Annotated in this window: 21 protein-coding genes; 10 read left to right on the top strand and 11 right to left on the bottom strand. The window is 63.0% G+C overall.

Annotated elements, in window-relative coordinates; all coding sequences use genetic code 11:
- Positions 1-169 precede the first annotated feature (169 nt).
- Both ACSKB8_RS24975 and ACSKB8_RS24970 read right to left on the bottom strand, forming a co-directional pair.
- Entirely contained in the window at positions 170-1,054 is an 885-nt protein-coding gene (locus ACSKB8_RS24975) for a tetratricopeptide repeat protein (RefSeq protein WP_438107078.1), read from the bottom strand.
- A 107-nt stretch (positions 1,055-1,161) separates the two neighbouring features.
- Positions 1,162-1,788 carry a FecR family protein gene (locus ACSKB8_RS24970; protein WP_438107076.1) on the bottom strand — a complete coding sequence of 209 codons (627 nt, stop codon included), beginning with the start codon at positions 1,786-1,788 and terminating at the stop codon, positions 1,162-1,164.
- Between the two features lie 404 nt (positions 1,789-2,192).
- Between ACSKB8_RS24970 and ACSKB8_RS24965 the strand changes: the two genes are divergently transcribed.
- A complete protein-coding gene (locus tag ACSKB8_RS24965) occupies positions 2,193-6,335 on the top strand; it encodes a VCBS domain-containing protein (protein ID WP_438107074.1) in 4,143 nt (1,380 codons plus the stop codon).
- Between the two features lie 22 nt (positions 6,336-6,357).
- On the opposite strand, the gene ACSKB8_RS24960 is transcribed toward ACSKB8_RS24965, so the two are convergent.
- From ACSKB8_RS24960 to fliL, 5 genes are all read right to left on the bottom strand, one after another.
- On the bottom strand, positions 6,358-6,555 hold the full coding sequence (locus ACSKB8_RS24960) for a hypothetical protein (protein WP_438107072.1): 198 nt from the start codon (positions 6,553-6,555) through the stop codon (positions 6,358-6,360).
- A 534-nt stretch (positions 6,556-7,089) separates the two neighbouring features.
- Positions 7,090-7,851 (bottom strand): MotE family protein, encoded by a 762-nt coding sequence (locus tag ACSKB8_RS24955; protein ID WP_438107071.1) that lies wholly within the window; start codon positions 7,849-7,851, stop codon positions 7,090-7,092.
- Positions 7,852-7,860: 9 nt separating this feature from the next.
- Positions 7,861-8,307 carry a DUF6468 domain-containing protein gene (locus ACSKB8_RS24950; protein ID WP_438107069.1) on the bottom strand — a complete coding sequence of 149 codons (447 nt, stop codon included), beginning with the start codon at positions 8,305-8,307 and terminating at the stop codon, positions 7,861-7,863.
- Entirely contained in the window at positions 8,304-9,506 is a 1,203-nt protein-coding gene (fliM, locus tag ACSKB8_RS24945) for a flagellar motor switch protein FliM (RefSeq protein ID WP_091898008.1), read from the bottom strand. Before fliM ends, ACSKB8_RS24950 begins: the two co-directional genes overlap by 4 nt.
- A gap of 18 nt (positions 9,507-9,524) precedes the next feature.
- Positions 9,525-10,025, bottom strand: a complete 501-nt coding sequence (fliL, locus tag ACSKB8_RS24940; RefSeq protein WP_128926721.1) for a flagellar basal body-associated protein FliL — start codon at positions 10,023-10,025, stop codon at positions 9,525-9,527.
- Between the two features lie 379 nt (positions 10,026-10,404).
- Here fliL and flgF point away from each other — a divergent pair, with 379 nt between their 5' ends.
- The 5 genes from flgF (at position 10,405) to ACSKB8_RS24915 (ending at position 15,514) form a co-directional block, all read left to right on the top strand.
- Positions 10,405-11,166, top strand: coding sequence for a flagellar basal-body rod protein FlgF (gene flgF / locus ACSKB8_RS24935; RefSeq protein WP_438107067.1), 762 nt, complete (start codon positions 10,405-10,407; stop codon positions 11,164-11,166).
- Positions 11,167-11,182: 16 nt separating this feature from the next.
- Positions 11,183-11,971, top strand: coding sequence for a flagellar basal-body rod protein FlgG (flgG, locus tag ACSKB8_RS24930; RefSeq protein ID WP_091898014.1), 789 nt, complete (start codon positions 11,183-11,185; stop codon positions 11,969-11,971).
- A 10-nt stretch (positions 11,972-11,981) separates the two neighbouring features.
- A complete protein-coding gene (flgA, locus tag ACSKB8_RS24925) occupies positions 11,982-13,112 on the top strand; it encodes a flagellar basal body P-ring formation chaperone FlgA (protein WP_438107065.1) in 1,131 nt (376 codons plus the stop codon).
- Between the two features lie 3 nt (positions 13,113-13,115).
- Positions 13,116-13,880: a flagellar basal body L-ring protein FlgH gene (flgH, locus tag ACSKB8_RS24920; RefSeq protein ID WP_438107063.1), complete on the top strand. Its 765-nt coding sequence runs from the start codon at positions 13,116-13,118 to the stop codon at positions 13,878-13,880.
- A 476-nt stretch (positions 13,881-14,356) separates the two neighbouring features.
- Positions 14,357-15,514 (top strand): IS4 family transposase, encoded by a 1,158-nt coding sequence (locus tag ACSKB8_RS24915; protein ID WP_438103250.1) that lies wholly within the window; start codon positions 14,357-14,359, stop codon positions 15,512-15,514.
- A gap of 59 nt (positions 15,515-15,573) precedes the next feature.
- On the opposite strand, the gene ACSKB8_RS24910 is transcribed toward ACSKB8_RS24915, so the two are convergent.
- From ACSKB8_RS24910 to ACSKB8_RS24900, 3 genes are all read right to left on the bottom strand, one after another.
- Positions 15,574-16,353 carry a 2-keto-4-pentenoate hydratase gene (locus ACSKB8_RS24910; RefSeq protein ID WP_438107061.1) on the bottom strand — a complete coding sequence of 260 codons (780 nt, stop codon included), beginning with the start codon at positions 16,351-16,353 and terminating at the stop codon, positions 15,574-15,576.
- A 466-nt stretch (positions 16,354-16,819) separates the two neighbouring features.
- On the bottom strand, positions 16,820-17,185 hold the full coding sequence (gene dksA, locus ACSKB8_RS24905) for an RNA polymerase-binding protein DksA (protein ID WP_438107059.1): 366 nt from the start codon (positions 17,183-17,185) through the stop codon (positions 16,820-16,822).
- A 215-nt stretch (positions 17,186-17,400) separates the two neighbouring features.
- Complete coding sequence (locus tag ACSKB8_RS24900; protein WP_438107057.1) at positions 17,401-18,012, bottom strand: NAD(P)-dependent oxidoreductase; 612 nt, start codon at positions 18,010-18,012, stop codon at positions 17,401-17,403.
- A 149-nt stretch (positions 18,013-18,161) separates the two neighbouring features.
- On the opposite strand from ACSKB8_RS24900, the gene ACSKB8_RS24895 reads away from it, so the two are divergent.
- Positions 18,162-18,533: a winged helix-turn-helix transcriptional regulator gene (locus tag ACSKB8_RS24895; RefSeq protein WP_091898026.1), complete on the top strand. Its 372-nt coding sequence runs from the start codon at positions 18,162-18,164 to the stop codon at positions 18,531-18,533.
- A gap of 159 nt (positions 18,534-18,692) precedes the next feature.
- On the opposite strand, the gene ACSKB8_RS24890 is transcribed toward ACSKB8_RS24895, so the two are convergent.
- Positions 18,693-19,106, bottom strand: a complete 414-nt coding sequence (locus ACSKB8_RS24890) for a flagellar assembly protein FliX (RefSeq protein ID WP_438107055.1) — start codon at positions 19,104-19,106, stop codon at positions 18,693-18,695.
- A 294-nt stretch (positions 19,107-19,400) separates the two neighbouring features.
- Between ACSKB8_RS24890 and ACSKB8_RS24885 the strand changes: the two genes are divergently transcribed.
- Genes ACSKB8_RS24885 through ACSKB8_RS24875 form a run of 3 tightly spaced genes read left to right on the top strand, consistent with a single transcriptional unit; the run spans position 19,401 to position 21,402 of the window.
- On the top strand, positions 19,401-20,525 hold the full coding sequence (locus ACSKB8_RS24885; protein WP_091898030.1) for a flagellar basal body P-ring protein FlgI: 1,125 nt from the start codon (positions 19,401-19,403) through the stop codon (positions 20,523-20,525).
- Positions 20,525-20,893 carry a flagellar assembly peptidoglycan hydrolase FlgJ gene (gene flgJ, locus ACSKB8_RS24880; RefSeq protein ID WP_438107053.1) on the top strand — a complete coding sequence of 123 codons (369 nt, stop codon included), beginning with the start codon at positions 20,525-20,527 and terminating at the stop codon, positions 20,891-20,893. Before ACSKB8_RS24885 ends, flgJ begins: the two co-directional genes overlap by 1 nt.
- An 11-nt stretch (positions 20,894-20,904) precedes the next feature.
- The gene (locus ACSKB8_RS24875) at positions 20,905-21,402 is read left to right on the top strand and encodes a hypothetical protein (RefSeq protein WP_438107051.1); all 498 of its coding nucleotides are present in this window, start codon (positions 20,905-20,907) and stop codon (positions 21,400-21,402) included.
- Positions 21,403-21,535: the final 133 nt, after the last annotated feature.

Genomic DNA, 21,535 nt, shown 5'->3' with positions numbered 1-21,535 from the left:
GTCGACTGTAGGTCTCGCCAATTAAGGACTTGTTAATGCTATATCTTGATTTGCTCTGGGGGCAGCACGCGGTGCCGGATCGAGCGTGGGCAGGTCCGCCAGCTTTGGATTTGAGAGGCAGGCGGTTAAGGAGTTGTTAACACCTGCACAACAGCGCTGCCGCGATTGGTCAATCGTTCGACGGCACTCCATAGCGGGCAAAGTCCTCGCGGATTCCAGCGTCGATTCGTCTTGCCGCCGAAATATCGCTATCGCCGCCGGCTCTGTCACCGAGCTTGAGCCTGGCAACGCCGCGGCCGTAGAGCGCGCTCGCAAGCTTGGGCGCGAACCTCAGCGCTGAGTTGTAGTCATCGATAGCGGCGGAGAGTTGCCCCATTTTCAGATTTATCAGAGCTCGCGAATCGTATGTTGCGGCGTTGTTTGCGTCCGATCGAAGCGCCCTGTCGCAATCGTCCAGCGCAGCCTGCAAGCTGCCGAGGACGGCTCGAGCCCAACAGCGTCCGCTCCACACCGCCTCCAGATTCGGATCAAGGCGAATTGCCTCGTCATAGTCCTGCGCTGCACGCTCGTACGCATTCCTCTTCAGGTAGGCTGCCGCACGGTTGGCAAAAGCAGCGCCATAGTTTGGGTTCAGCTTGAGCGCCTCCTCAAAGGCGCCAAGGGCCAGGTCGTGCGCGCCCTTCCTCAGATAGGCCACGCCGAGGTTGTTGAAGGCTTTGGCATAATTTGGATTGAGCCTGGTCGCCTCGACGAAGTCCTTGATCGCGCGTTCGTAGTCGGTTTTGGCGCTATAGGCATTGCCCCTGTTGTTGTGGGCGACAGCGAAGCCGTTCGCAGTCCCCTCGCCCGCATCGATAAACGCCGTGCAGCCATCGATCCGAGCTTCGGGCGACACGCGATCTGAGCCGTTACACAGTTCAACATTCTTGAGGGAGCTGCCCTTCTCCGGCTTCTGCGCCAAGGCCGACGAGCCGGACGGCACGATGATGAGAATGAGCATCACTGCCTTGATGACACGCATCACTGCCTTGATGACACTGGCTGTTGCGATCATTTTCACAGCAGGCGTCCAACTCCGAGAGCGAACGAAGCGCTAATCCCAGTCTTCTCTGCCCGGCTGCGTTGCGCCGGCATCATGGCGGCTTCAGGCCAACAAATTTTTCAGCATCCCCGACAGATGTTGAGCCTGCGGTTGCTGCTTCGATCGGACTCGGGCTGCGCCGACGACGGCGACTTCTTCACGAGCTTACTTTTGCTGCCCTCTTCGATCAGGGTCGAAAACTTGACCGACCCATCATCCGAAATCTCGATATGCGGCGTCGTGCCTCGAATCCCTAGCGTGGCGACCGGAGTCTCGACCTTCATGTCGCCGGTCTTTGCGACACTGCCAGCAACGAAAGTGAACGTTCCCTTGGCGAGATTGAACAGGGTCGCATTGGACTTGCCGTCCGGCTCATACACATAGTGATCCAACACCATGCGGGCGTTGCTCGATAGATTGAACGAGGTGCCGTCGGTAAAGTTGATGCCGACTCGGCCGTCGGCTCCGGTCCGCACCACGTCACCGAGATATACGGGATCACCCGTGTTGGCCCGACCGGGCTCACCCGACACATTCGCTTGAACGATCACCGCGCCCGCATGTTCGATCGTGACCGAACCTGTGGCCGCCACCACCTTGCCAATGGGTTTGGATGACGAGTCAGCGACGGCGGGCTTGGCGGAATCGATTTGCGCTCGAGCCGCACTCGGCAAGAAACTGGCAAGCGCCAAAACGAAGCTGGTCACCAATGCGGCTGTCGTGGGTCTGCACATGATCCCCCCTTTCTGAGAAGGATCTGTCGCTATCGTTGGCCCATTTTTGAACCGCGAAGCGCAGCTGCAATAAAATATAATTGTTGTTTAATTTGCTCGACCGGCCTAATTTATCCTCAACGTTAAGTAAACGCCACATATTAAATACGTCTCGTTTGTCAATTTAATCACATTGGCGGGAGGGGACACGGCGGGAATGGCGGTACGCGTCGCTGTACCCCGCGCAATGCGTCTCTCTCAAAGCAGACTTGATTATTTCGGCGGGCAAGCCTTCGGGCTGCCAGCGCCCAGGATATTTTGTCCATTGGCGAGGGCGCCCCGAGCAAGACCCTGGCAGCACGCCGAGCCTGAATCGATCACCCAGGCGAGGTCGAACCATGTCAGTTGCGTCCGACATCCAGGTTGGTAACGGGGCCGCCACGTCCCTGCCCGTCCAGATCATCGGCCACATTCATACGGTGATCGGTTGCGGTACGCTCACGCGAGCGAGCGGCGTCGCCACACAGGCCGTAGCTGGTGCGCCTGTTTACAGGGCCGACGTGATCGAAACCGATGCCGACGGACAGATCACACTTCGCTTCATCGACGGTACTCTTTTCAACATCTCCGGCGGCACTCACGTCGCGCTGAGCGACTTCGTCTTCGAAGTCGAAGGCATGTCACATGCAGCGTTGTTCGACGTGACCCGAGGGAGCTTCAGTTTCGTACTGGGCCGGCTGGCAGAAGCCGGGTCTCTCCGGCTGAATACGCCGATTGCAGGTATTCGCACCCGAGGCCATGCGGGCGGTTTCGGGATGCTGACGCTTGCAGCACTGACTTTCTCGGCCGCGCAAAATGCCGAGGCCGCGGATCCGGATGTCACAGTCCTGGATGACGACTCCATCACCTACAAGGATCTTGCGCACGGCGCATTTGAGCTCGTGACCAAGGAGCCGATCCCACGGCACATCATCGTCGAAGATCCTGGTGAGACGATCATCCTCAAAAAAGTGGGATCCACCATCAGTGTCAACCAGGTCACGAACACTGCCGCTCGGATGGACGAGTTACGTGCCGAGCAACAGGACGTGCTCGCCAATCTAACACAAGGGCAAGGGCCGCATGGCTCGAGCACGCCTCCCTTCGTCAAATCCCAGCTGCTGCAGCCGATCAACTTCGTTCCGCCTGATGCGCCGGAGCTGCAGACGTTGCCGACTGTGTTGCCATTCGCCATTATCGAGCCTCTGGGACGTCTACCGCCGACGCTCAGCACCGGAGCAGGGCCAGCTGAGCTCGACACAGTGGTGTTTGACACATTCACTGCGACGACAGGAACTTTCAGTGCCAGTAGCACCAACGGCGGCGGCCAGCTGACCTTTGGCGTTGTCGGGGCGAGCGCCGGCAATACTGTCCTGGGTGGAGTTACCTACGATCTGTCGAAGACAAGCCCCTACGGGACACTCTACGTCAACAGCACGAGCGGCGCCTATACATTCGTGCCTGATGACGCCGCAATCAACGCGCTGAAGGCGCCCACGACCGACGATTTTGTTATCACGGTCTCCGATGGCGACACCACGGTCAATCAGACCTTCACCATCACCATCAACGGTGTCAACGACGCCGCAATCATCTCCGGCACCACGACCGGCTCGACGATCGAGGCTGGCGGCATCGCCAATGGAACGCCAGGCACGCCGATTGCGACCGGCACCCTCACCGACACCGACGTCGACGATCCGCCTAATACGTTCACGACGGTGAGCTCGCCAACAACGAGCGCCGGTGGCTATGGCACCTTCACGATGACGGCGGCCGGCGTGTGGACCTACACCTTGGACAACGGCAACGCCGCTGTGCAGGCGCTCAATGCCGGCGACACACTCATCGACAGCTTTACGGTGACCACGATCGGAGGCACCGCCCAGGTGGTGACGATCACCATCCACGGAGCCAGTGACGCGGCGGTCATCTCCGGCGCGACGACCGGCGCAGTGATCGAGGCTGGCGGCATCGCCAATGCAAACCCCGGCACGCCCACCGCGACCGGCACGCTCACCGACACCGATGTCGACACGACCGCAAATGCTTTCACGGCGGTCGGCTCGCCAACGGCGAGCGCCGCCGGCTACGGCACCTTCACCATGACGGCAGCGGGCGTGTGGACTTACACCCTCGACAACGCCAACGCTGCAGTGCAGGCGCTCAATTCCGGCCAGACACTGACCGACACGTTCACAGTGACCACGCTGGACGGAACCGCCCAAGTGGTGACGGTCACCATCCATGGCAGCAACGATGCTGCCGTCATTTCCGGCACCACGGCCGGCTCGGTGACCGAGGCCGGAGGCGTTGCCAACGCGACACCCGGCGCGCCGAGCGCAACGGGCACGCTGGTTGCTGCCGACGTCGACAATGCGTCCAATACCTTCACAACCGTGAGTTCGCCCAAGGCAAGCACGAGTGGCTATGGCACCTTTACGATAACCGCCGCCGGCGTGTGGACCTACACGCTCGATAACGCCAACGGCGCGGTGCAGGCGCTCAATGTTGGCGGCACGCTCACTGACAGTTTCACTGTCACAACCCTCGACGGCACGCCGCAGGTGGTGACGATCACCATCAACGGCACCAACGACGCGGCCATGATTTCTGGCACGACAACCGGCTCAGTGATCGAGGCAGGAACTTCCTCGCCCGGCGCTCCCGTCGCGACCGGCACGCTCACCGATACAGACGTCGACAACGCGCCGAACACTTTCACCGCGGTCTCTTCGCCTGTTGCGAGCGACGACGGATATGGCACCTTCACCATGACGGCGGCCGGCGTATGGACTTACACGCTCGACAACAACAATAGCGTGGTTCAGGCGCTCGATGTCGGCGACACGTTGACCGACACTTTCACGGTAACTGCCATCGATGGCACGACCCAGGCGGTGACCATCGCCATCCATGGCGCCAGTGACGCAGACCCCAACGATTTTGATAACCTGGCGACCGGATCCGTCGTGATCTCCGATCCCCCCAACGTGTATGGAACGCCGGGGAGCGAAACCATCGCGGGCGGCGGCGACACAGGTCAGATCATCTACGCGGGGGCCGGCAGTGATACCGTCAATGGCACAGGCAAAGCCGACGTCCTCTATGGCGGCTCCGGCAATGACACGATCAAAGGCAACGATGGCGATGACGTCATCTACGGGGGCTCGGGCAACGATACGATCAACGGCAACAACGGCAGCGACACCATAATCGGTGGATTTGGTGCGGACCAACTCACCGGCAGCAATGGCAACGACCGCTTCGCTTATTTGTTTGTAGCCGACTCCAACGCAAGCCAGTTCGACACCATCACCGACTTCGTCTCGGGGGCCGACAAGATCGACTTGACCGCTCTTGGCGCGCTTGGATTCGTCATCTTGGCCTTGAGCTCGACCAACACGGCCGTGCCGGCACATACGATCGCCTGGCTCTATGACAGCGCGGCGAATGAAACCATCGTATACGTCAACGCAACGGACCAGACCTTGCACATCGGCGATTCCGGTCTGCTCGAAATCCATTTACAGGGCATTGCGACCATCGACGCGTCGGACTTCATCCTAGCGCCGGCTGCGGCGCCTGTGATGGCGGCTGCCAGCGAACTGCTCGATCTCACCGCAACCGTGCAGAGTGACGCGACCGCCGTGACGACGACCACTTCCGAGGTCTCCTCCGATTCCGGGAGCGGCGACGGCGCGATCTCCGCCGATGGGAGTTCCACAATCCAGTCAAGCGAGGCGACCTACAGCCTGAATTGGAGCTGGGACCAGACCGAAGGGACCCAATATTCCAGCCTCTCCACTTCAGACGTGCAAACGTACGCGACCGAAACGCCCCGCAGTGATGCGATAGCTGCATCAAGCAGCGGACCGTCTACGATCTTGCAGCACATGGCCGCACCGACGGAGGTCAGCTTTGTCTTCAGCCACTTGGCGGCGCCCGACACGACGGCCGGCAAAAATGGCGCGATTTCCGGAAGCGGCCAGATGCCTGATAACGCTATCGCCGGGCTGGATTTTGCCCACAACGCGGCCGAACAGCACGCCGGACGCGGGCTTGCGCTGGCGAGCGATGCCGGGAATCACGGCGTCTCGCTCCCGGGAAACGCCGCCCAGGCGCCTGGTCATACCAGCGATGACACGGCAAAGACGACGCTCAACCCCAGCCTACTGAAGTCATCGACGGCTGGCGCCAACCATTCGCCCTCAAGCGAGGCGGCCGAGCAGCACGAACCGCCCCATGGAGCGTCCGGGCTAAAGCCCGCCAATCCGCAGCAGTTCGGCGACTCGTTCCAGTTCAAGGATGACGCTTCGCGGGGTTCACAGCACGGCGCGGGGCTGGATCATCTCTCAGACCTCGCCGGTCATCACGACCACGCTGGGACATTCCACGGGTCCGAGCCGGCGTCCGTGCCTGAAACATCCCCACCTGATGTTGATCCAGCTTACGGTGCAGGTACAGTTCAGGGCCATGTGCTACACGATCTGATCGTGTGACGCCCGCAAACCGGTGGCGTCTTCAGTGTCGATTGCCGGCGCCATCCGGCGCGGAGGAGCTCTCTTGACCGAGAGAAGATTCATCATCGTTGCTGTCGTCGCCCTCGGGCGGCGCTGCATGCTGATGGCTTAGCGCGGATGTCCAGGCGGACGTCATCGCCGCTAGGAGCAACCGGTTGACGGCCTCGATTACGCGCTCTGCTGCGGACGAGCAGTTCATGGCCTCCTCCTCCTGCGCTGCTCATTGCGAATGGCCGAAGCCTACGACGGCGCCTTGGGCGCCACTGTCCGCCACTTCACACCTGCGCGCGTCAAGTCACCGCAGTCTCAGAAGATGCCGCCTGCCGCAGCTGCACCCGCAACGGGAGCTTGATGTGCTGCCTTGACGAGTTGCTGAGCACGCGCACTCACAACCTTCGAGGCGTTGCGCTTCGCACGCGACTCTGAATCAGATGTGATCTCGGCGATACGAATCGATTGGTTAGCTCTGGGGGTAATCAATGAGCGGAGAAGCCGGTTGCATTGTGTGTAGCAGGGCAAGAGCGGTCGTAGCGATCGTTCCGATCGCCAGAGGATATGCCCTGAAAGTATATGAATGCTCCTGTTGCCATAGCACGCTGCAGCTTGTGACTCGCGTCACAAAGGCCGCGCTGATCAAGCAGCAGCTCAATACTCTTCCTCGCGTTGAGAAGAAGTTGCGCCCGCCTGTTCGCAGGGCGCAACAGGCGTTCGCGAACTAGACACGCATGGCGTCTCAATTCGGCTTTTGCGTCGGTTTGCCGTCGATCTTGGGCAGATCGCCGGCCGAGGCGGACTGATCGCCGCCGCTATTGGCCCGGCGGGCCATCTCGACCGTGAGCCGCTCGGCGGCCTCGGGCGACATCAGCCCGAGGATGTCCGACATCTTCCGCGGCGCGATGGCCGAGGCGATCTCGATCAGCACGCCCATCTCGAGCCGGTCGAACACCCGTGCGGCGTCCTTCGGCTTCATACCCTCATACATGGTGACGAGGCCCTTCATGCGCTGGGCTTCGGCGGCCTTCTGCTCGGCCTGGGTCGCGGAGATGCGGGTTTCCACCGCCTTCATCTCCTCGACCTTGTTTTCGATGCGCTTCTCGGCCGATTTGAGCAGGCTCTCGCGGATGTCGATCTCGCGCTGGCGGGCCTCGATCTCCTGGCGGCGTGCCTGCAACCGCTCGAGGATCGCGCGCTCGGAGGCCGAGACCTGCGGCTGGGCCTCGTCCATCTTGACCACGGTGCCTTCGGGCTTGGTCTCGGGAGCAGCCGGTTTCGGCGCCTCCTTCGGCGCGCCATGGGTCGATCCGGTGATGTCGGGGTCCTCGCGACCGGTCGGGAAGTTCAGATTCTCCTGCGCCCAGGATTTCTTGGCCTGGTTCGGCTTGTAGTCGAACACATAGCCGCCATTGATCACGAGGCCCGCCACCTTCAGCGTGGCGAGACCTGCGACGGCGACCAGGACGACCGGGATGACGCGGATGTTACGAAAGGACTTCATACCCTGACTTCATGCGGCAATGCCGTTGGATCGTCGGCGCTCGGAGAAAGCTTCGGCCGCCGCCGCCACCGCCTTCGCCGACGAAGGCTTGGCCGCGGGCGCGGCAACGGTTTCCGGGTTGGTCACGGGGCGCGCGGCGATCGCGATCTTGGACAGGCGCCGCACCACGTTGTCGGCTTCGCCGAGCTGCTTGTAGAGCTGGTCGGACATCTGGGTTGCCGCCGCAAGCTGGCTGCCGAGGTTCTCGTTGACGTCGCGCACGGCGAGCTTCAGCCCGCCGATCGCGCGCTCGGCGATCTCGGTCGCGGTGATCAGCTCGCCGATCACCGCCTTCAGCGAATGCTCGTCCGCCTTCAGCCGCGTCAGGCGCTTGTTGAGCATGACGCAGTAGACGATCGTCAGCATCAGCAGGATAGCCACCAGTGACTCGATCGCCATTCCCAGGGAGTGGTTCATGGGGCCTCCATCATCTTGTTCTGCTCGTCCACCTTCTCGAACATCGCAAGTGTCGTACTTGGCTTGCGCAGGGGTTTCGTCACGCGGATCGCGACCCGGTCGCCGACCCGGCCCATCCGCCCTTCGGTCAGCGTGACGCTGCCGCAGCGCACCGACACGTTGGCATCCGCGCGCATCTCGAGCGGCAGCGTGTCGCCGACCTTGAGCCGCATCAGCTGCTTGAGCGGAATGTCGGCCTCGTAGAGCACGGCATCGACGGCGATCTCGGCCTGCACGATCTCGGTGGCGAAATGCCCCTCCCAGACCGGATCGCGGCCGAACTTTTCGCCCATGAACATCTGGAGCAGGACGCCCCGGATCGGTTCGATGGTCGCATAAGGCAGCAGCAGCTCGATGTTGCCGCCGCGGTCCTCCATGTCGATGCGCAGGCGCACCAGGATCGCCGCGTTGGCGGGCCGGCTGATCGCGGCGAAACGCGGATTGGTCTCGAGCCGGTCGATCGTGAAGGTCACCGGGGATAGCGGCCGGAACGCCTGCTCAGCGTCGGCCAGCACCACCTCGACCAGCCGCTTGACCAGCTCGGTCTCGATCGTGGTGTAGGGCCGTCCCTCGATGCGGAGCTGGCTGGTGCCGCGGCGGCCGCCGAGCAGCACGTCGATCATCGAGTAGATCAGGTTGGAATCGACCGTCGCCATGCCGAAGTTTTCCCACTCCTCGGCCTTGAACACCGAGAGCACGGCCGGCAGCGGGATCGAGTTCATGTAGTCGCCGAAGCGGACCGAGGTGATGCGGTCGAGCGAGACTTCGACGTTGTCGGAGGTGAAATTGCGCAAGCTCGTCGTCAACAGCCGTACCAGGCGGTCGAAGACGATTTCGAGCATCGGCAGACGCTCGTAGGAGACCATCGCCGAATCGATGATCGCGCGAATGCCGGAATGGTCGTCGAGCGTGACGTCGCCGACGGTGAAGCCGAGGAGATTGTCGATCTCCTCCTGCGACAGCACCCGCTCGCCGGAGTTCTTGCCGGTGCCGAGATCGCGGCTGCCGTCCTCGACCATGGCCGCCCATTGCAGGGCCATGGTCTCGGATAATTCGTTTTCGGCGGCAGCCTTCGCGGCCTCCGCGGGATCCTCGGAATCGAGCGAAGCCTCCCATTGGGCGGCAATCGCATCCTGGTCCATCTGCTCGTTGCCGGCCATGGTGCTAGCTCATCACCCTCACTGCACCACGACTTCCTTGAACAGCACCGCGCTGACCTGGATGGGGGCGACCGCCGCGTTGACGCGCTTGGTCAGCTCCTCCTTGAGGCGGAAGATGCCGGCGGAACCGTTGAGGTCGGAGGGGCGCAGTTCGCGCACATAGGTCTGGAAGATGTCGGTGACGCGCGGCATGGTCGGCTTGATCGCCTCGATCTGCTTCTCTTCCTTCAGCTCCAGCACGATCTTCAGCCGCAGATATTGCACGCGCTCGCCGGGCGCGCCGGCGAGGTTGACCATCATATCGGGGACGTCGACGAAAGCCGGCGGCTTCGGCGGCGGCGCCGCCTCGGCGTGGTGCTCGTCGTCGCCGTGACGGAAGAAGAAGAACCAGGTCGCAGCACCGCCGCCGAGGACGGCGAGCAGGCCGACGGCCATGATGATGAGCTTGAGCTTGTTCTTCGGCGGAGCGGCTTCCGCGCCTTCGGCGGCTGCACCGCCTTCCGCTTCGTTCTCTGCCATGGTCGCCGCGCCCGGATCTCTCAAAGGGGTCGATAGAGCGAAGCCTCAGACAGTGACGCGATACAAATGCCCCCGGCGCAAATGCGCTCCTCTTCATGGCAAACGCTACGGTAATAATGGTTAACGGAATCTTTCGATTGGGCCTCCGCTAGGAAAAATCTGCCGGGCAAACATGGCTAACAGAACCTTTCTGCCGCCCTCCCGCGCCCCCGATAATTCATCAACAATTTGAAATTACACACTTTTTCGAGTTGGCACGGCTTTCGCTGAGAAAGGGCCGAGACCTGACGGTTTGGGAGAACCAGACGGTCTCGTTCACGGGGTCCGCCAAGGCGCTTGGGAGAGCGAGGTGGCAGATCTCACTCAGGGGAGATTTCCGATGCAGAACGCGCTTCTGATCGGCTTGTCACGGCAGATGACGTTGGAACGGCAGATGGATGTCATCGCCAACAACGTCGCCAATGCCAATACCAACGGCTTCAAGGCCGACCATTCGCTGTTCGAGGAGTTCCTCAACTCGAACGCGCGTGAGGACAATTTCATCGGCTCCGACCGCCGGGTCTCCTATGTGCACGACCGCGGCACCTTCCGCAACGTCGGCCAGGGGCCGATGGAGCCGACCAACAATCCACTCGACATGGCGATCGATGGCAATGCCTATTTCGCGGTGCAGGCCAATGGCGGCGAGCGCTACACCCGCGACGGCAAATTCTCGCTCAACAGCACCGGCCAGCTCGTCACCTCCGACGGCAACCCCGTGCTCGGCACCAGCGGCCCGATCACCTTCCAGCCGACCGACCACGACATCAACGTCGCACCCGACGGCACCATCACGGTGCTCGAGGGCACGGCGAAGACCAACTCGATCCGCGGCAAGATCCGCATGGCCGCGTTCGACGATCCGACCAAGCTGACCAAGCTCGGCGCCAACCTCTATGACGTGGGCTCCGCCGTCCCGCAGGCCGACACCAAGTCCAGCGTGCGTCAGGGCTACGTCGAGAAGTCGAACGTCAACGCGGTCGGCGAGATGAGCCGCATGGTCGAAGTCATGCGCAGCTACACCGCCATCGCCAACCTGCTCCAGCAGCAGAGCGACCTCCACAAATCGGCGATCGAGAAGCTCGCCGACGTTCCGGCCTGATTGAGGGAGAACTGACATGCAGGCGCTTCACACCGCAGCGACCGGAATGGCGGCACAGGAACTCAACGTTCAGGTGATCTCCAACAACATCGCCAACCTGCGCACCACCGGCTTCAAGAAGCAGACTGCGGCGTTCCAGGACCTGATCTACGAGCACGTCCGCCGCGTCGGCGCGCAGTCGTCCGACCAGGGCACGATCCTGCCGGTGGGCGTCGACATCGGCGGCGGCGTCAAGACCGTCGGCACGCCGCGCAGCATGACGCAGGGCACGCTGTCGCAGACCGGCAACGATCTCGACCTCGCGGTCTCGGGCGAAGGCTTCTTCAAGATCCTGATGCCCGACGGCACCTACCAGTACACCCGCGACGGCACCTTCCAGATGGACAATCAGGGCCGCATCGTCACCGCGCAGGGCAATCCGGTGCAGCCGACGATCACGATCCCGAACAACGCCTCGGGCCTGACCGTCAACGTCCAGGGCCAGGTCTCGGTGACCCTGCCGGGCTCGTCGACCTCGACCATCCTCGGCCAGATCGGCCTGACTCGCTTCATCAACAAGGCGGGCCTCCAGCCCGTCGGCAGCAATCAGTTCACCGAGACGCCCTCCTCCGGCCCGCCCCAGGACGGCACCGCGACGGCCGAAGGTTACGGCAACATCACGCAAGGAAGCCTCGAGCAGGCCAATGTCGACGTCGTCTCGGAGATGAGCGACCTGATCGCGGCCCAGCGCGCCTACGAGATGAACGCCAAGGTGATCAGCGCCGCCGACCAGATGATGCAATCGACCACGGCGCTGTTCCGCTGAGGTGATGACGATGATCCGGACCACCCTCGCCACGATCTCCGCTCTTCTCGCGCTGGCGCTGCCGGCAGCGGCAGCCGACGATTTCATCGCAGCGCCGACGCTGCGCGCGAGCGTCACCGTCACCTCGAACGTGGTGCGGGTCGGCGATCTCATCGACAACGCAGGATCGGCCGCGCTGATCCCGGTCTACCGCTCGCCCGATCTCGGCACCACCGGCACGCTGACGGTCGCGCAGGTGTTGTCGGTGCTCCGCGCCAAACAGGTGATCGGCGTGATGACCGGCGACATCAAGGAGGTCCAGGTCACCCGCCTCGCCCGCACGCTCGCCAGCAAGGACCTCGAAGCCGCGGTCGCCTCGACGCTCGAGCGCCGCTTCGGCCTTGGCGACGCCGCCAACATCACGGTCACGTTCGACCGCGGCATCTCCGATATGCGGCTGGACGCCTCCAACACTGGTGCGCTCCAGCCGGTCTCAACCCGCTATGACGCCCGGAGCGGCCGTTTCGACGTCGCCTTCGAGATCAACAACGACAACAATCCGGCGCCGACCAAGCTCCGCTTCACCGGCACCGCGATCGAGACGGTAGAAGTGGCCGTGCTGACGCGCGACATCGACCGCACCGAGCTCCTGAAATCCTCCGACGTCTCGCTGGAGCGGCGGCCGAAGGCCGAGGTCACCGGCGAGCCCGCTTCGCGCGATCGTACCGTCGGCATGCAGCTGCGCCGGCCGATGCGCGCGGGCATGCCGATCCGTGTCGCCGACATCGTCAAGCCTGACTTCGTGGTGCGCGATCAGACCGTCACCATCATCTACCAGGTGCCCGGTCTCTATCTCACCACACGCGGCAAGGCGATCGAGAGCGGTGCCGAGGGCGACACCGTCAGCGTGCTCAATCCGCAATCCAAGCGCACGCTGACCGGCGTCGTCACCGGTCGCGGCCAGGTCACGGTCCAGGGCGCAAGCCAGTCCGCACCGATGGCGCCCGCGGTCGAGCAGACCTCGTCGCTCAAGCGTGACGATGTGCCGGCGGCCGCAGCCCTGGCGCAGAGCCTGATCCAGGCGCCGGCGTCTGCCGCCCAGATCGCACAAGCCCAGATTCCGCAAGTTCGCGTCTCGCAAGCTCCAGCCAAGTCAGAGTAAGTCATGTCTCCGTTCAGTTCGGCTTCCCGCCTTCGTCGCATCGCGATCTCTGCCCTGCTGCTGGCGACTTGCGCGCTGGCAACCGGCTGCTCCTCGATCGACCGCCTGTCGCAGATCGGCGAGCAACCGAAGCTGTCCGCGATCGACAATCCGACGACGCAGCCCGGCTACAAGCCGGTGCAGATGCCGATGCCGAAGCCGGAAGTCGCCTCCTACAATCCGAACTCGCTGTGGCGTAACGGCAGCCGCGCCTTCTTCAAGGACCAGCGCGCCCGCCAGGTCGGCAACCTCCTGACCGTGACCGTGAACATCACGGACAAGGCCAACCTCTCCAACGAGACCCAACGTAGCCGGACCAGCAAGGAAGATTCAGGGATTACGGACTTCATCGGCAGCCAGACAGTCACGCAGCCGCTCAAGGTTCTCCCCGGACGTCTCCTCACCACCAACTCGACGTCCTCGGCCGACGGCAAGGGCTCGGTCAACCGCCAGGAAGCGTTGCAGACCAACGTCGCCGCGGTTGTGACGCAGGTGCTGCCGAACGGCAACCTCGTGGTCGAGGGCAAGCAGGAGATCCGTGTCAACTACGAGATCCGCGAGCTCGTGGTCGCCGGCATCGTGCGCCCCGAAGACATCCAGAGCGACAACACCATCGATTCCAGCAAGATCGCGCAGGCCCGCATCGCCTATGGCGGCCGCGGCCAGATCATGGACGTGCAACAGCCGCGCTACGGCCAGCAGGTCATGGACGTGCTGCTGCCCTTCTAAGCCTGTTTAAGAGCTCCCACATCGTGTTCGCGAACCTAGGCGCGAACGACGATGTACGACGCGGCCCTCGCTAGCTCCCCTGGCGAGGGCCGCATGTATTTTGGCGATGGCTGCATACAGCGAGTCAGATACGTAATTGCAGCGACGCCATCTGCCTACACTCCGTCATTGCGAGCGCAGCGAAGCAATCCAGACTGTCTCCGCGGAGAGACTCTGGATTGCTTCGTCGCAAGAGCTCCTCGCAATGACGAGCTTGGCCGAGCGCAATCTGCCCTCTCAACTGTCATCGCCCGCGAAGGCGGGCGATCCAGTATTCCGAGACATCAGTGATGAACAGAAAAGCCTCGGCCTACTGGATTCCCCGCCTTCGCGCAGGGCTGTCCGGGGAATGATTCACTGTGTCGCGGAGCATGCCCGGGTTTTCCCGGCTTGAAGCAGGTACTTTCTGGTTGTCGAGACTCAGAAAGGGGCCGGGCATGCGGTTTAGCGATAGCATTTTTGGAAGGCTGCTTGAACCGATCAATCGGCGGCAGTTTCAGACGACTGTGGATCGTTTGGATGGCGATGCCTACGACAAGACGTTCGACAGCTGGGATCATCTTGTCGCATTGATATTCTCCCAGCTCAGTGGCGTCGACAGCTTGCGTGCCCTTGAGGCGATCTGGAACGCCAATTCGCATCATCACTACCATCTTGGTGTCGGCAAATTGGCGCGCTCGACGCTTGCGGATGCCAATGCCCGACGGCCGGTCAGTATCTTCGCAGAAGTCTTTGAGCGATTGTCTGGGCATGCCGACCGAGCGCTGAAGCGGGAGGGTGCCGAGATGCTGCGGCTGATCGATGCGACGCCGGTGCCGCTGGATCAACTCAGCACCTGGGCCGGTTGGAACGGACGTACCCGTGGTCTCAAGCTTCACGTGGTTTACGATCCCGGCTCGGATCATCCGCGCCGTCTGGCGATCACGCCGTCGACGGTCAATGACGTCACACCAGCCCAGCAATTCCCGATCGAGGCCGGCGCCACCTATGTGTTCGACAAGGCCTATTGCAGTTATGCCTGGTGGACACGGCTTCACGACGCGGGCGCCTGCTTCGTCACCCGCCAGAAGAAGAATCTGCGCTTCAGAGCTACACGCTGGCGGAAGCTGCGGAAACAAAAGGGGAAGGGCTTTAAAATCATCGACGATGCTGAGGTAAAGCTCCTCAGCAGCTCCAAACTTGCTGTTCCGATGCGCCGCATACGCCTCAAACGCGATGACGGTACAAAACTGACCCTCATCACCAACGATCTGAAGCGTTCGGCCATCGAAATCGCTGCGCTTTACAAAACACGCTGGCAGATCGAGCTGTTGTTCCGCTGGATCAAGCAGCACCTCAAGCTTCGCAAATTTCTCGGCCGCTCCGAGAACGCGGTCCGTCTGCAAATCCTCGCCGCCATGATCGCCTATCTGCTGCTGCGGATCGCCGCACGCGAAAGTCGTCTAATCATGCCGGCTATCCGCTTCGCAGGTCTTGTCGCCGCGTCGCTGTTCGCACGAAAACCAATCGCCGACATCGACCGACCTCCCAAGGTGAACCCATCCGCTGCCCGCGACAGAAGCTCCCCCGACCAGATCAGCTTCTGTTATGCATAGAATTCCCCGGACAGCCCTGCGCCTTCGCGGGGAATGACCGCGGAGGATACCGCAACGCCTCACGTAAACTCCGCCTCCACCGTCCCGAGCCCGTCCAGCTCCATCCGCACCCTGTCGCCGGCCTTCAGCCAGAGCGTCTTAACCAGGCTGCCGGTGAGCACGAGCTGCCCCGCGTGCAGGCTCTTGCCTTCGGCGGCGAGGTGGTTGCCGAGCCAGGCGAGCGCGTTGTGGGGGTGACCGAGCACGTCGGCGCCGGTGCCTTGGCTCACCTCCTCGTCGTTGACGATGGCGCGGCCTTTCACCGCCATCAGATCCGGCACGGACGAACGCGGAACCAGGGGTCCCAGCACGCAGCCGGCCGCGAAGAAATCGTCGGCGATCAGCGTCGGCGCGCCCATCGTCTCCCACTTCACGTAGCGATCGTCGACGATCTCGATCGCGGGATGGTAGGCTTCGACGGCCTCGCCGACCCATTCGGCCGTGAACGGCGCCTCGCCGGCGGCAAGGTCGCGCTTCAGCCGGACCGCGATCTCGCATTCGACGCCGACGCGGACATAGTTGGAAGCGGCGAGCTTCGCGCCGCTCTCGTGGACGCCGTTCTGGAACACGCCGCCGCCGCAGGGATGCGGGATGCCGATGTAGTCCTGCATCACCTGGCTGGTGCACCCGATCTTGTAGCCGACGAGCGGCCCGACATGGGGCAGCAGGAGATCGTGCAGGGCGCGCTGGACCTGATAGCCCTCGGCTTCATCGGCCGGGGGACGCTTCAGCGCCGCGAGCGGCGCATGGTTGCGGCGCGCCAGCGCGATCGCCTTTGCGGCTTCAAGAATCCTGTCCATCGGCGCCGCCTCCCACGCTACGCATTCGAGGGCGACACTTCAGCATCCCCGCTCCGGCCTGACAAGCGCGGGCGGCGGGCAGACTACGGCCCCTCGCCCGCGTTTAAGGAAATATTGAATTGGTCTGGGCCTTATGGGGCGCGCGCCTTGCGGGGCCCTCCGCGACCGGCGCCCGAAGCGCGATTACAGCGATGCTTGATGCTGCTGGATCAACGCCTCAACATCCGAGTCGATCTCGTTGATGCGACTCGCAAAACCTCCCGCACCTGAAGTGAAGGCTGTTTCTCATCCGAACTCACGTGAGCCCGGAGGAATCGAGTCTAGAGCGTTGATCGCGATTCACTTTTCGCGATTGCGCCCGCGCATTGAAGCGCGCGGCTTTCAAGCGACAGGCAAAACGCCGATCCCGACGCCCGAAGGCGCCTTGCGTCCAAAAACAAAGAGCCGCAACTCTGCGGCTCGGGCTCTATTCGTCGCGATAGACCTTCTCGCGCTTCTCGTGGCGCTCCTGCGCTTCCACCGAGAGCGTCGCGATGGGCCGGGCCTCGAGCCGCTTCAACGAGATCGGCTCGCCGGTTTCCTCGCAATAGCCATAGGTGTTGTCCTCGATGCGCTGAAGCGCGGCGTCGATCTTGGCGATCAACTTGCGCTGGCGGTCGCGGGCGCGGAGTTCGATGGCACGGTCGGTTTCGGACGAAGCCCGATCGGCGAGATCGGGGTGGTTCACGTTCTCCTCCTGCAGGGCTTGCAGGGTGAGCTTGAACTTCTTGAGGATCTCATCCTTCCAGGCAAGGAGCTTCAGACGGAAGTACTCCTTCTGCCGGTCGTTCATGAAAGGCTCTTTGTCGGTCGGTCGGTAGTTTTTCAACTTTTCCAAGGGCGGCCTATCTGTCTAAGCAACGACTCGCAAACGGAACGGGATCCGTTGAGCGGGGCCTTATATAGCGGCCTCCCATGACAGACAATATTTCCCTGATCGCTCGGGGGCCACCCCCAAGTCCTTGCACAAGAACGTTTATCCGCAAAGACCCGGGGGCGGCTGCCGGCTCAGTAACCGACCGTGAAACGCTGCCTCAGATGGGCCGGCCGCTCGATCTCGTCGGCGAGCGCAATGGCGTAGTCGGCGAAGGTGATCCAGCTCTTGCCGTTCGCATCTGCGAGAAGCTGGTCGGTCCCGAGCCGGAACTTCCCCGTCCGCTCGCCCTCGACGAACAGCGCCGACGGCGAAATGAAGGTCCAGTTCAGGTCCTTTTCCTGTCGCAACAGGTCCAGGAAGGCGGAACCCTTCTCGGCCTCGGCCTTGTACTGGGCGGGAAATCCGGAAGTCGTGACCAGCTTCACGCCCGGAGCGACCTCGAGGCTGCCAGCGCCGCCGACGACGAGGTAACGGCTCACCTTGGAGTTCTTCGCCGCGCCGATCAGCTTGAGCGGATCGCTGGCCAGGAAGTGCACGGAACTCACGGCGACGTCGTGCCCGGCCCACAGCTTGGCGAGGCCGGCCTGATCGAGCACGTCGCCCTTGGTTGGCGTGACGTTCGGCAGGGCCGCGATCTTTTCCGGGTTGCGGGCAATGGCGGTGACGCTATGGCCGCGACGCGACAGTTCCTTGGTGATTTCCGACCCGGCCCGGCCCGAGGCGCCGGCGACTGCGATTTTCATGAAAGGCTCCTTTGCTCCTATAGTAACTAGCGGTTACTAGATATCGCAAAGAATGCTGGTGTTAAGAGAGCACTTTGTGCTTACCTGATAACGCTGGAGTAACCGGCGTGCCTTCGCAATCGACCAGAATGGAATCCGAGGACCCGACGATGAAACCCGACGTCTATGCAGCGAACTGTCCGACGCGCCAGATCCTCGATCGCGTCGGCGACAAATGGGCGGTGCTGATTCTCTTGCTGCTGCGCGAGGAGCCGATGCGCTTCAATCAATTGCGCCGCACGATCGAGGGCATTTCACAGAAGATGCTGAGTCAGGTTCTCAAATCGCTCGAACGCGACGGCCTGATCAGGCGCCGCGCCATCGCGACCGTGCCTGTCACGGTGGAATATTCGATCACGCAGCTCGGACTGACGCTGGCGGCGGCGGTCGATCCCCTGCGCGATTGGGCCGAGCAGAATTTGAAGGACGTGCTCGCCGCCCAGCGCCGCTACGACGCACAGCAGAAGGAGGAAGCGGCGTAGGCGCTCTCGCAGGAGCGCACTCCGCGCCCCCAAACTCCGCTGTCATGCCCCGGCTTGACCGGGGCATCCAGTACGCCGCGGCCTCTCGATTCAACAAGGACTGTCTCTGGAGTACTGGATCGCCCGCCTTCGCGGGCGATGACAGCGCGCGATGCCTGACTACGCCCGCCCGGCCTTCGCCAGTTCGACCTCGACGCGCAGCTCGATCTCGGACAGCACCGCATCGAGACCGGCATCACCCGAAGACGATTTCAAATTCGCTGCGGCATCGCGCAGCCGCATCACGGTCGACGCGTCGAGATTGCCGGACAGGAGCCCCATCTTGAGATCGTCGAGCACGTCAAGCGCGGTCCTACCGCGGGCGACCGAGCGCTTGCGGCGCTCGACCGGATCCTCCTCGACGCCCTGCAGTGCAAGCAGCGCATCGATGTTGGCGGCGGCTTTCGGCGCGGCAGCACTCCGCGTCTCCTGCGCCGACGAGGTGTCGGGCAGGACGAAGGTGCCCGAGCCCGTCCGCCTGGCCTGGCTGGCCGGAGCTCCAAGCGTGGTGCCGTTCGGTCCGTAGATGCGCATCGCAGCAATCCGGGTGATCGATGCCGCACCTTCGCCGTTTTATGGTTAACGGCGCGTAAACGGGTCGGCAAAATCTGCCGACAGGCGGCAGTTTCGCTCCTCAGAGCGAACGCCGGCTGACACCGGTCGAAACAGATTTATTCAACCTATTCAGCCACCTACCCTCGCTGCTCCGGGTTGGCACAGCGCTCGCAAGGAAAGCGCCGGACCAGCTCGTCATGGGAGTGTCGCAGCCGGTCCTTCGATTTGAGGAGCCTTTTTAGGAGCCTTTTTAGGAGCCTTGGGGAGCAGAGGATGCCAGGCGTTCGGTGGGTGAGGATTGTTGGGGTGGCCTGTGCCGCGCTGTCAGCGCTGGCGCTCTCGGTCACGCCTGCAAGCGCGACATCGCGCATCAAGGACCTCGCCAACATCGAGGGCGTGCGGCAGAACCAGCTCATCGGCTACGGCCTCGTCGTCGGCCTCAACGGCACCGGCGACACGCTCAACAACATCCCCTTCACCAAGCAGTCGCTGCAGGCGATGCTCGAGCGCATGGGCGTCAACATCCGCGGCGCCACCATCCGCACCGGCAACGTCGCCGCCGTGATGGTGACAGGCAACCTGCCAGCGTTCGCCACCCAGGGCACGCGCATGGACGTCACCGTCTCGGCGCTCGGCGATGCCAAGAACCTGCAGGGCGGGACCCTGCTCGTGACGCCCCTGTTAGGTGCCGACGGCAACGTCTATGCGGTCGCGCAAGGCTCGCTCGCGATCTCCGGCTTCCAGGCCGAAGGCGAAGCGGCGAAAATCGTGCGCGGCGTGCCGACCGTGGGGCGCATTGCCAACGGCGCCATCATCGAGCGCGAGATCGAGTTCGCACTCAATCGTCTGCCAAACGTGCGCCTGGCGCTGCGCAACGCCGACTTCACCACCGCCAAGCGCATCGCGGCCGCCGTCAACGACTATCTCGGCGTCAAGACCGCCGAGCCGATCGATCCCTCGACGGTGCAGCTGTCGATCCCGCCGGAGTTCAAGGGCAACGTCGTCGCCTTTCTCACCGAGATCGAGCAGCTCCAGGTCGATCCCGATCTCGCCGCCAAGATCATCATCGACGAGCGGAGCGGCATCATCGTGATGGGCCGCGACGTCCGCGTCGCCACGGTCGCGGTTGCGCAAGGCAACCTCACTGTCACGATCTCCGAGAGCCCGCAGGTGAGCCAGCCCAACCCGTTGTCGCGTGGGCGGACGGTGGTCGCGCCACGCAGCGCCGTCACTGTCACCGAGGACGGCAAGAAGCTGGCCGTGGTCAAGGACGGCGTGTCGCTCCAGCAGCTCGTCGACGGCCTCAACGGCCTCGGCATCGGTCCCCGCGACATGATCAGCATCCTGCAGGCGATCAAGGCCGCGGGCGCGATCGAAGCCGACATCGAGGTGATGTGATGCAGACCGGCGCGATCAACACCACGCGCGTCGCCAACTCCTCGGCCTTTTCGGTCGAGAGCCGCAACGGCCGGCCAGACTTCGAGCTCGCGAGCGCCCTGCAAAAGGTCTCGCCGCAACAGCAGACCAAGGCGCAGAAGACCGCCACCGATTTCGAGGCGATGTTCCTCAACAGCATGTTCTCGCAGATGACCTCCGGCCTGAAGGGCGAAGGCCCGTTCGGCGACACGCCCGGCACCGGGGTGTGGCGCTCGATGCTGACGGAGCAATATTCCAAGAACTTCGCCAAGGCCGGCGGCGTCGGCATCGCCAACGAAGTCTACCGCACCCTGATCATGCAGCAGGCGAAAACGATCCGCACGGCATAAGGTCAATCGAGATGAACCATTTCAACGCCTCACGTCAGCCGATGCAAGCGCAGCGTACGAACACCGCGCCCGGCAACGCCGAGGCCCGCAAGCTCGCCGAGAGCCTGATGGATGCGATGAGCGCCCTGCTCGGACTGATCGAGCGCGAGACCGAGCTCGTCCGCGCCGGCCAGGTCCGTGAGGCGATGACGCTCGAGGGCAAGAAGCAGGAGCTGTCGCGAAACTATGTCGGCGCCGTCAGCCAACTGAAGGCGAACCAGGCCCAGCTCGCGAAATCCGCGCCCGAGCTGCTCTCGACGCTGCATCGTCATCACGATGCGTTCCGCGCGATGCTTCAGGTCAACCTCACCGTGCTCGCCACCGCACACGCCGTGTCCGAGAGCGTCGTGCGCGGCGTCAATGCCGAGATCCAGAAGCGCAACGTACCAAACACCTATACCGCCGCGGGTCGTCGCGCAGCTCCGGGTCCGCGCCACATCACGCCGCTCGCGGTCAGCCGCTCGCTCTGAGCGCACAAGAATAAGCGACAATTTTATGAAAAACCGCGCGGCGATGTGGTCGCGCGGTTAGGCACGTTTCCTTACCGGGTCTTCAGGCCTGGTGTTCCATGCTTGCGCGATTAGAGGGGTTGGGATTTGACTC

The organism is Bradyrhizobium sp. BR 1432 (assembly GCF_051547705.1).
Classification (GTDB): Bacteria; Pseudomonadota; Alphaproteobacteria; order Rhizobiales; family Xanthobacteraceae; genus Bradyrhizobium; species Bradyrhizobium zhanjiangense.
Note: the sequence above shows the minus strand (reverse complement) of the source record. Positions and strands in the feature narration are given on the sequence as shown.

Bases quoted from the DNA above. Each gene is read 5' to 3' on its own strand.
- ACSKB8_RS24975 (WP_438107078.1), bottom strand. From the start codon at position 1,054: ATGATCGCAACAGCCAGTGTCATCAAGGCAGTGATGCGTGTCATCAAG.
- ACSKB8_RS24965 (WP_438107074.1), top strand. From the start codon at position 2,193: ATGTCAGTTGCGTCCGACATCCAGGTTGGTAACGGGGCCGCCACGTCC.
- ACSKB8_RS24960 (WP_438107072.1), bottom strand. From the start codon at position 6,555: ATGAACTGCTCGTCCGCAGCAGAGCGCGTAATCGAGGCCGTCAACCGG.
- ACSKB8_RS24955 (WP_438107071.1), bottom strand. From the start codon at position 7,851: ATGAAGTCCTTTCGTAACATCCGCGTCATCCCGGTCGTCCTGGTCGCC.
- ACSKB8_RS24950 (WP_438107069.1), bottom strand. From the start codon at position 8,307: ATGAACCACTCCCTGGGAATGGCGATCGAGTCACTGGTGGCTATCCTG.
- fliM (WP_091898008.1), bottom strand. From the start codon at position 9,506: ATGGCCGGCAACGAGCAGATGGACCAGGATGCGATTGCCGCCCAATGG.
- fliL (WP_128926721.1), bottom strand. From the start codon at position 10,025: ATGGCAGAGAACGAAGCGGAAGGCGGTGCAGCCGCCGAAGGCGCGGAA.
- flgF (WP_438107067.1), top strand. From the start codon at position 10,405: ATGCAGAACGCGCTTCTGATCGGCTTGTCACGGCAGATGACGTTGGAA.
- flgG (WP_091898014.1), top strand. From the start codon at position 11,183: ATGCAGGCGCTTCACACCGCAGCGACCGGAATGGCGGCACAGGAACTC.
- flgA (WP_438107065.1), top strand. From the start codon at position 11,982: ATGATCCGGACCACCCTCGCCACGATCTCCGCTCTTCTCGCGCTGGCG.
- flgH (WP_438107063.1), top strand. From the start codon at position 13,116: ATGTCTCCGTTCAGTTCGGCTTCCCGCCTTCGTCGCATCGCGATCTCT.
- ACSKB8_RS24915 (WP_438103250.1), top strand. From the start codon at position 14,357: ATGCGGTTTAGCGATAGCATTTTTGGAAGGCTGCTTGAACCGATCAAT.
- ACSKB8_RS24910 (WP_438107061.1), bottom strand. From the start codon at position 16,353: ATGGACAGGATTCTTGAAGCCGCAAAGGCGATCGCGCTGGCGCGCCGC.
- dksA (WP_438107059.1), bottom strand. From the start codon at position 17,185: ATGAACGACCGGCAGAAGGAGTACTTCCGTCTGAAGCTCCTTGCCTGG.
- ACSKB8_RS24900 (WP_438107057.1), bottom strand. From the start codon at position 18,012: ATGAAAATCGCAGTCGCCGGCGCCTCGGGCCGGGCCGGGTCGGAAATC.
- ACSKB8_RS24895 (WP_091898026.1), top strand. From the start codon at position 18,162: ATGAAACCCGACGTCTATGCAGCGAACTGTCCGACGCGCCAGATCCTC.
- ACSKB8_RS24890 (WP_438107055.1), bottom strand. From the start codon at position 19,106: ATGCGCATCTACGGACCGAACGGCACCACGCTTGGAGCTCCGGCCAGC.
- ACSKB8_RS24885 (WP_091898030.1), top strand. From the start codon at position 19,401: ATGCCAGGCGTTCGGTGGGTGAGGATTGTTGGGGTGGCCTGTGCCGCG.
- flgJ (WP_438107053.1), top strand. From the start codon at position 20,525: ATGCAGACCGGCGCGATCAACACCACGCGCGTCGCCAACTCCTCGGCC.
- ACSKB8_RS24875 (WP_438107051.1), top strand. From the start codon at position 20,905: ATGAACCATTTCAACGCCTCACGTCAGCCGATGCAAGCGCAGCGTACG.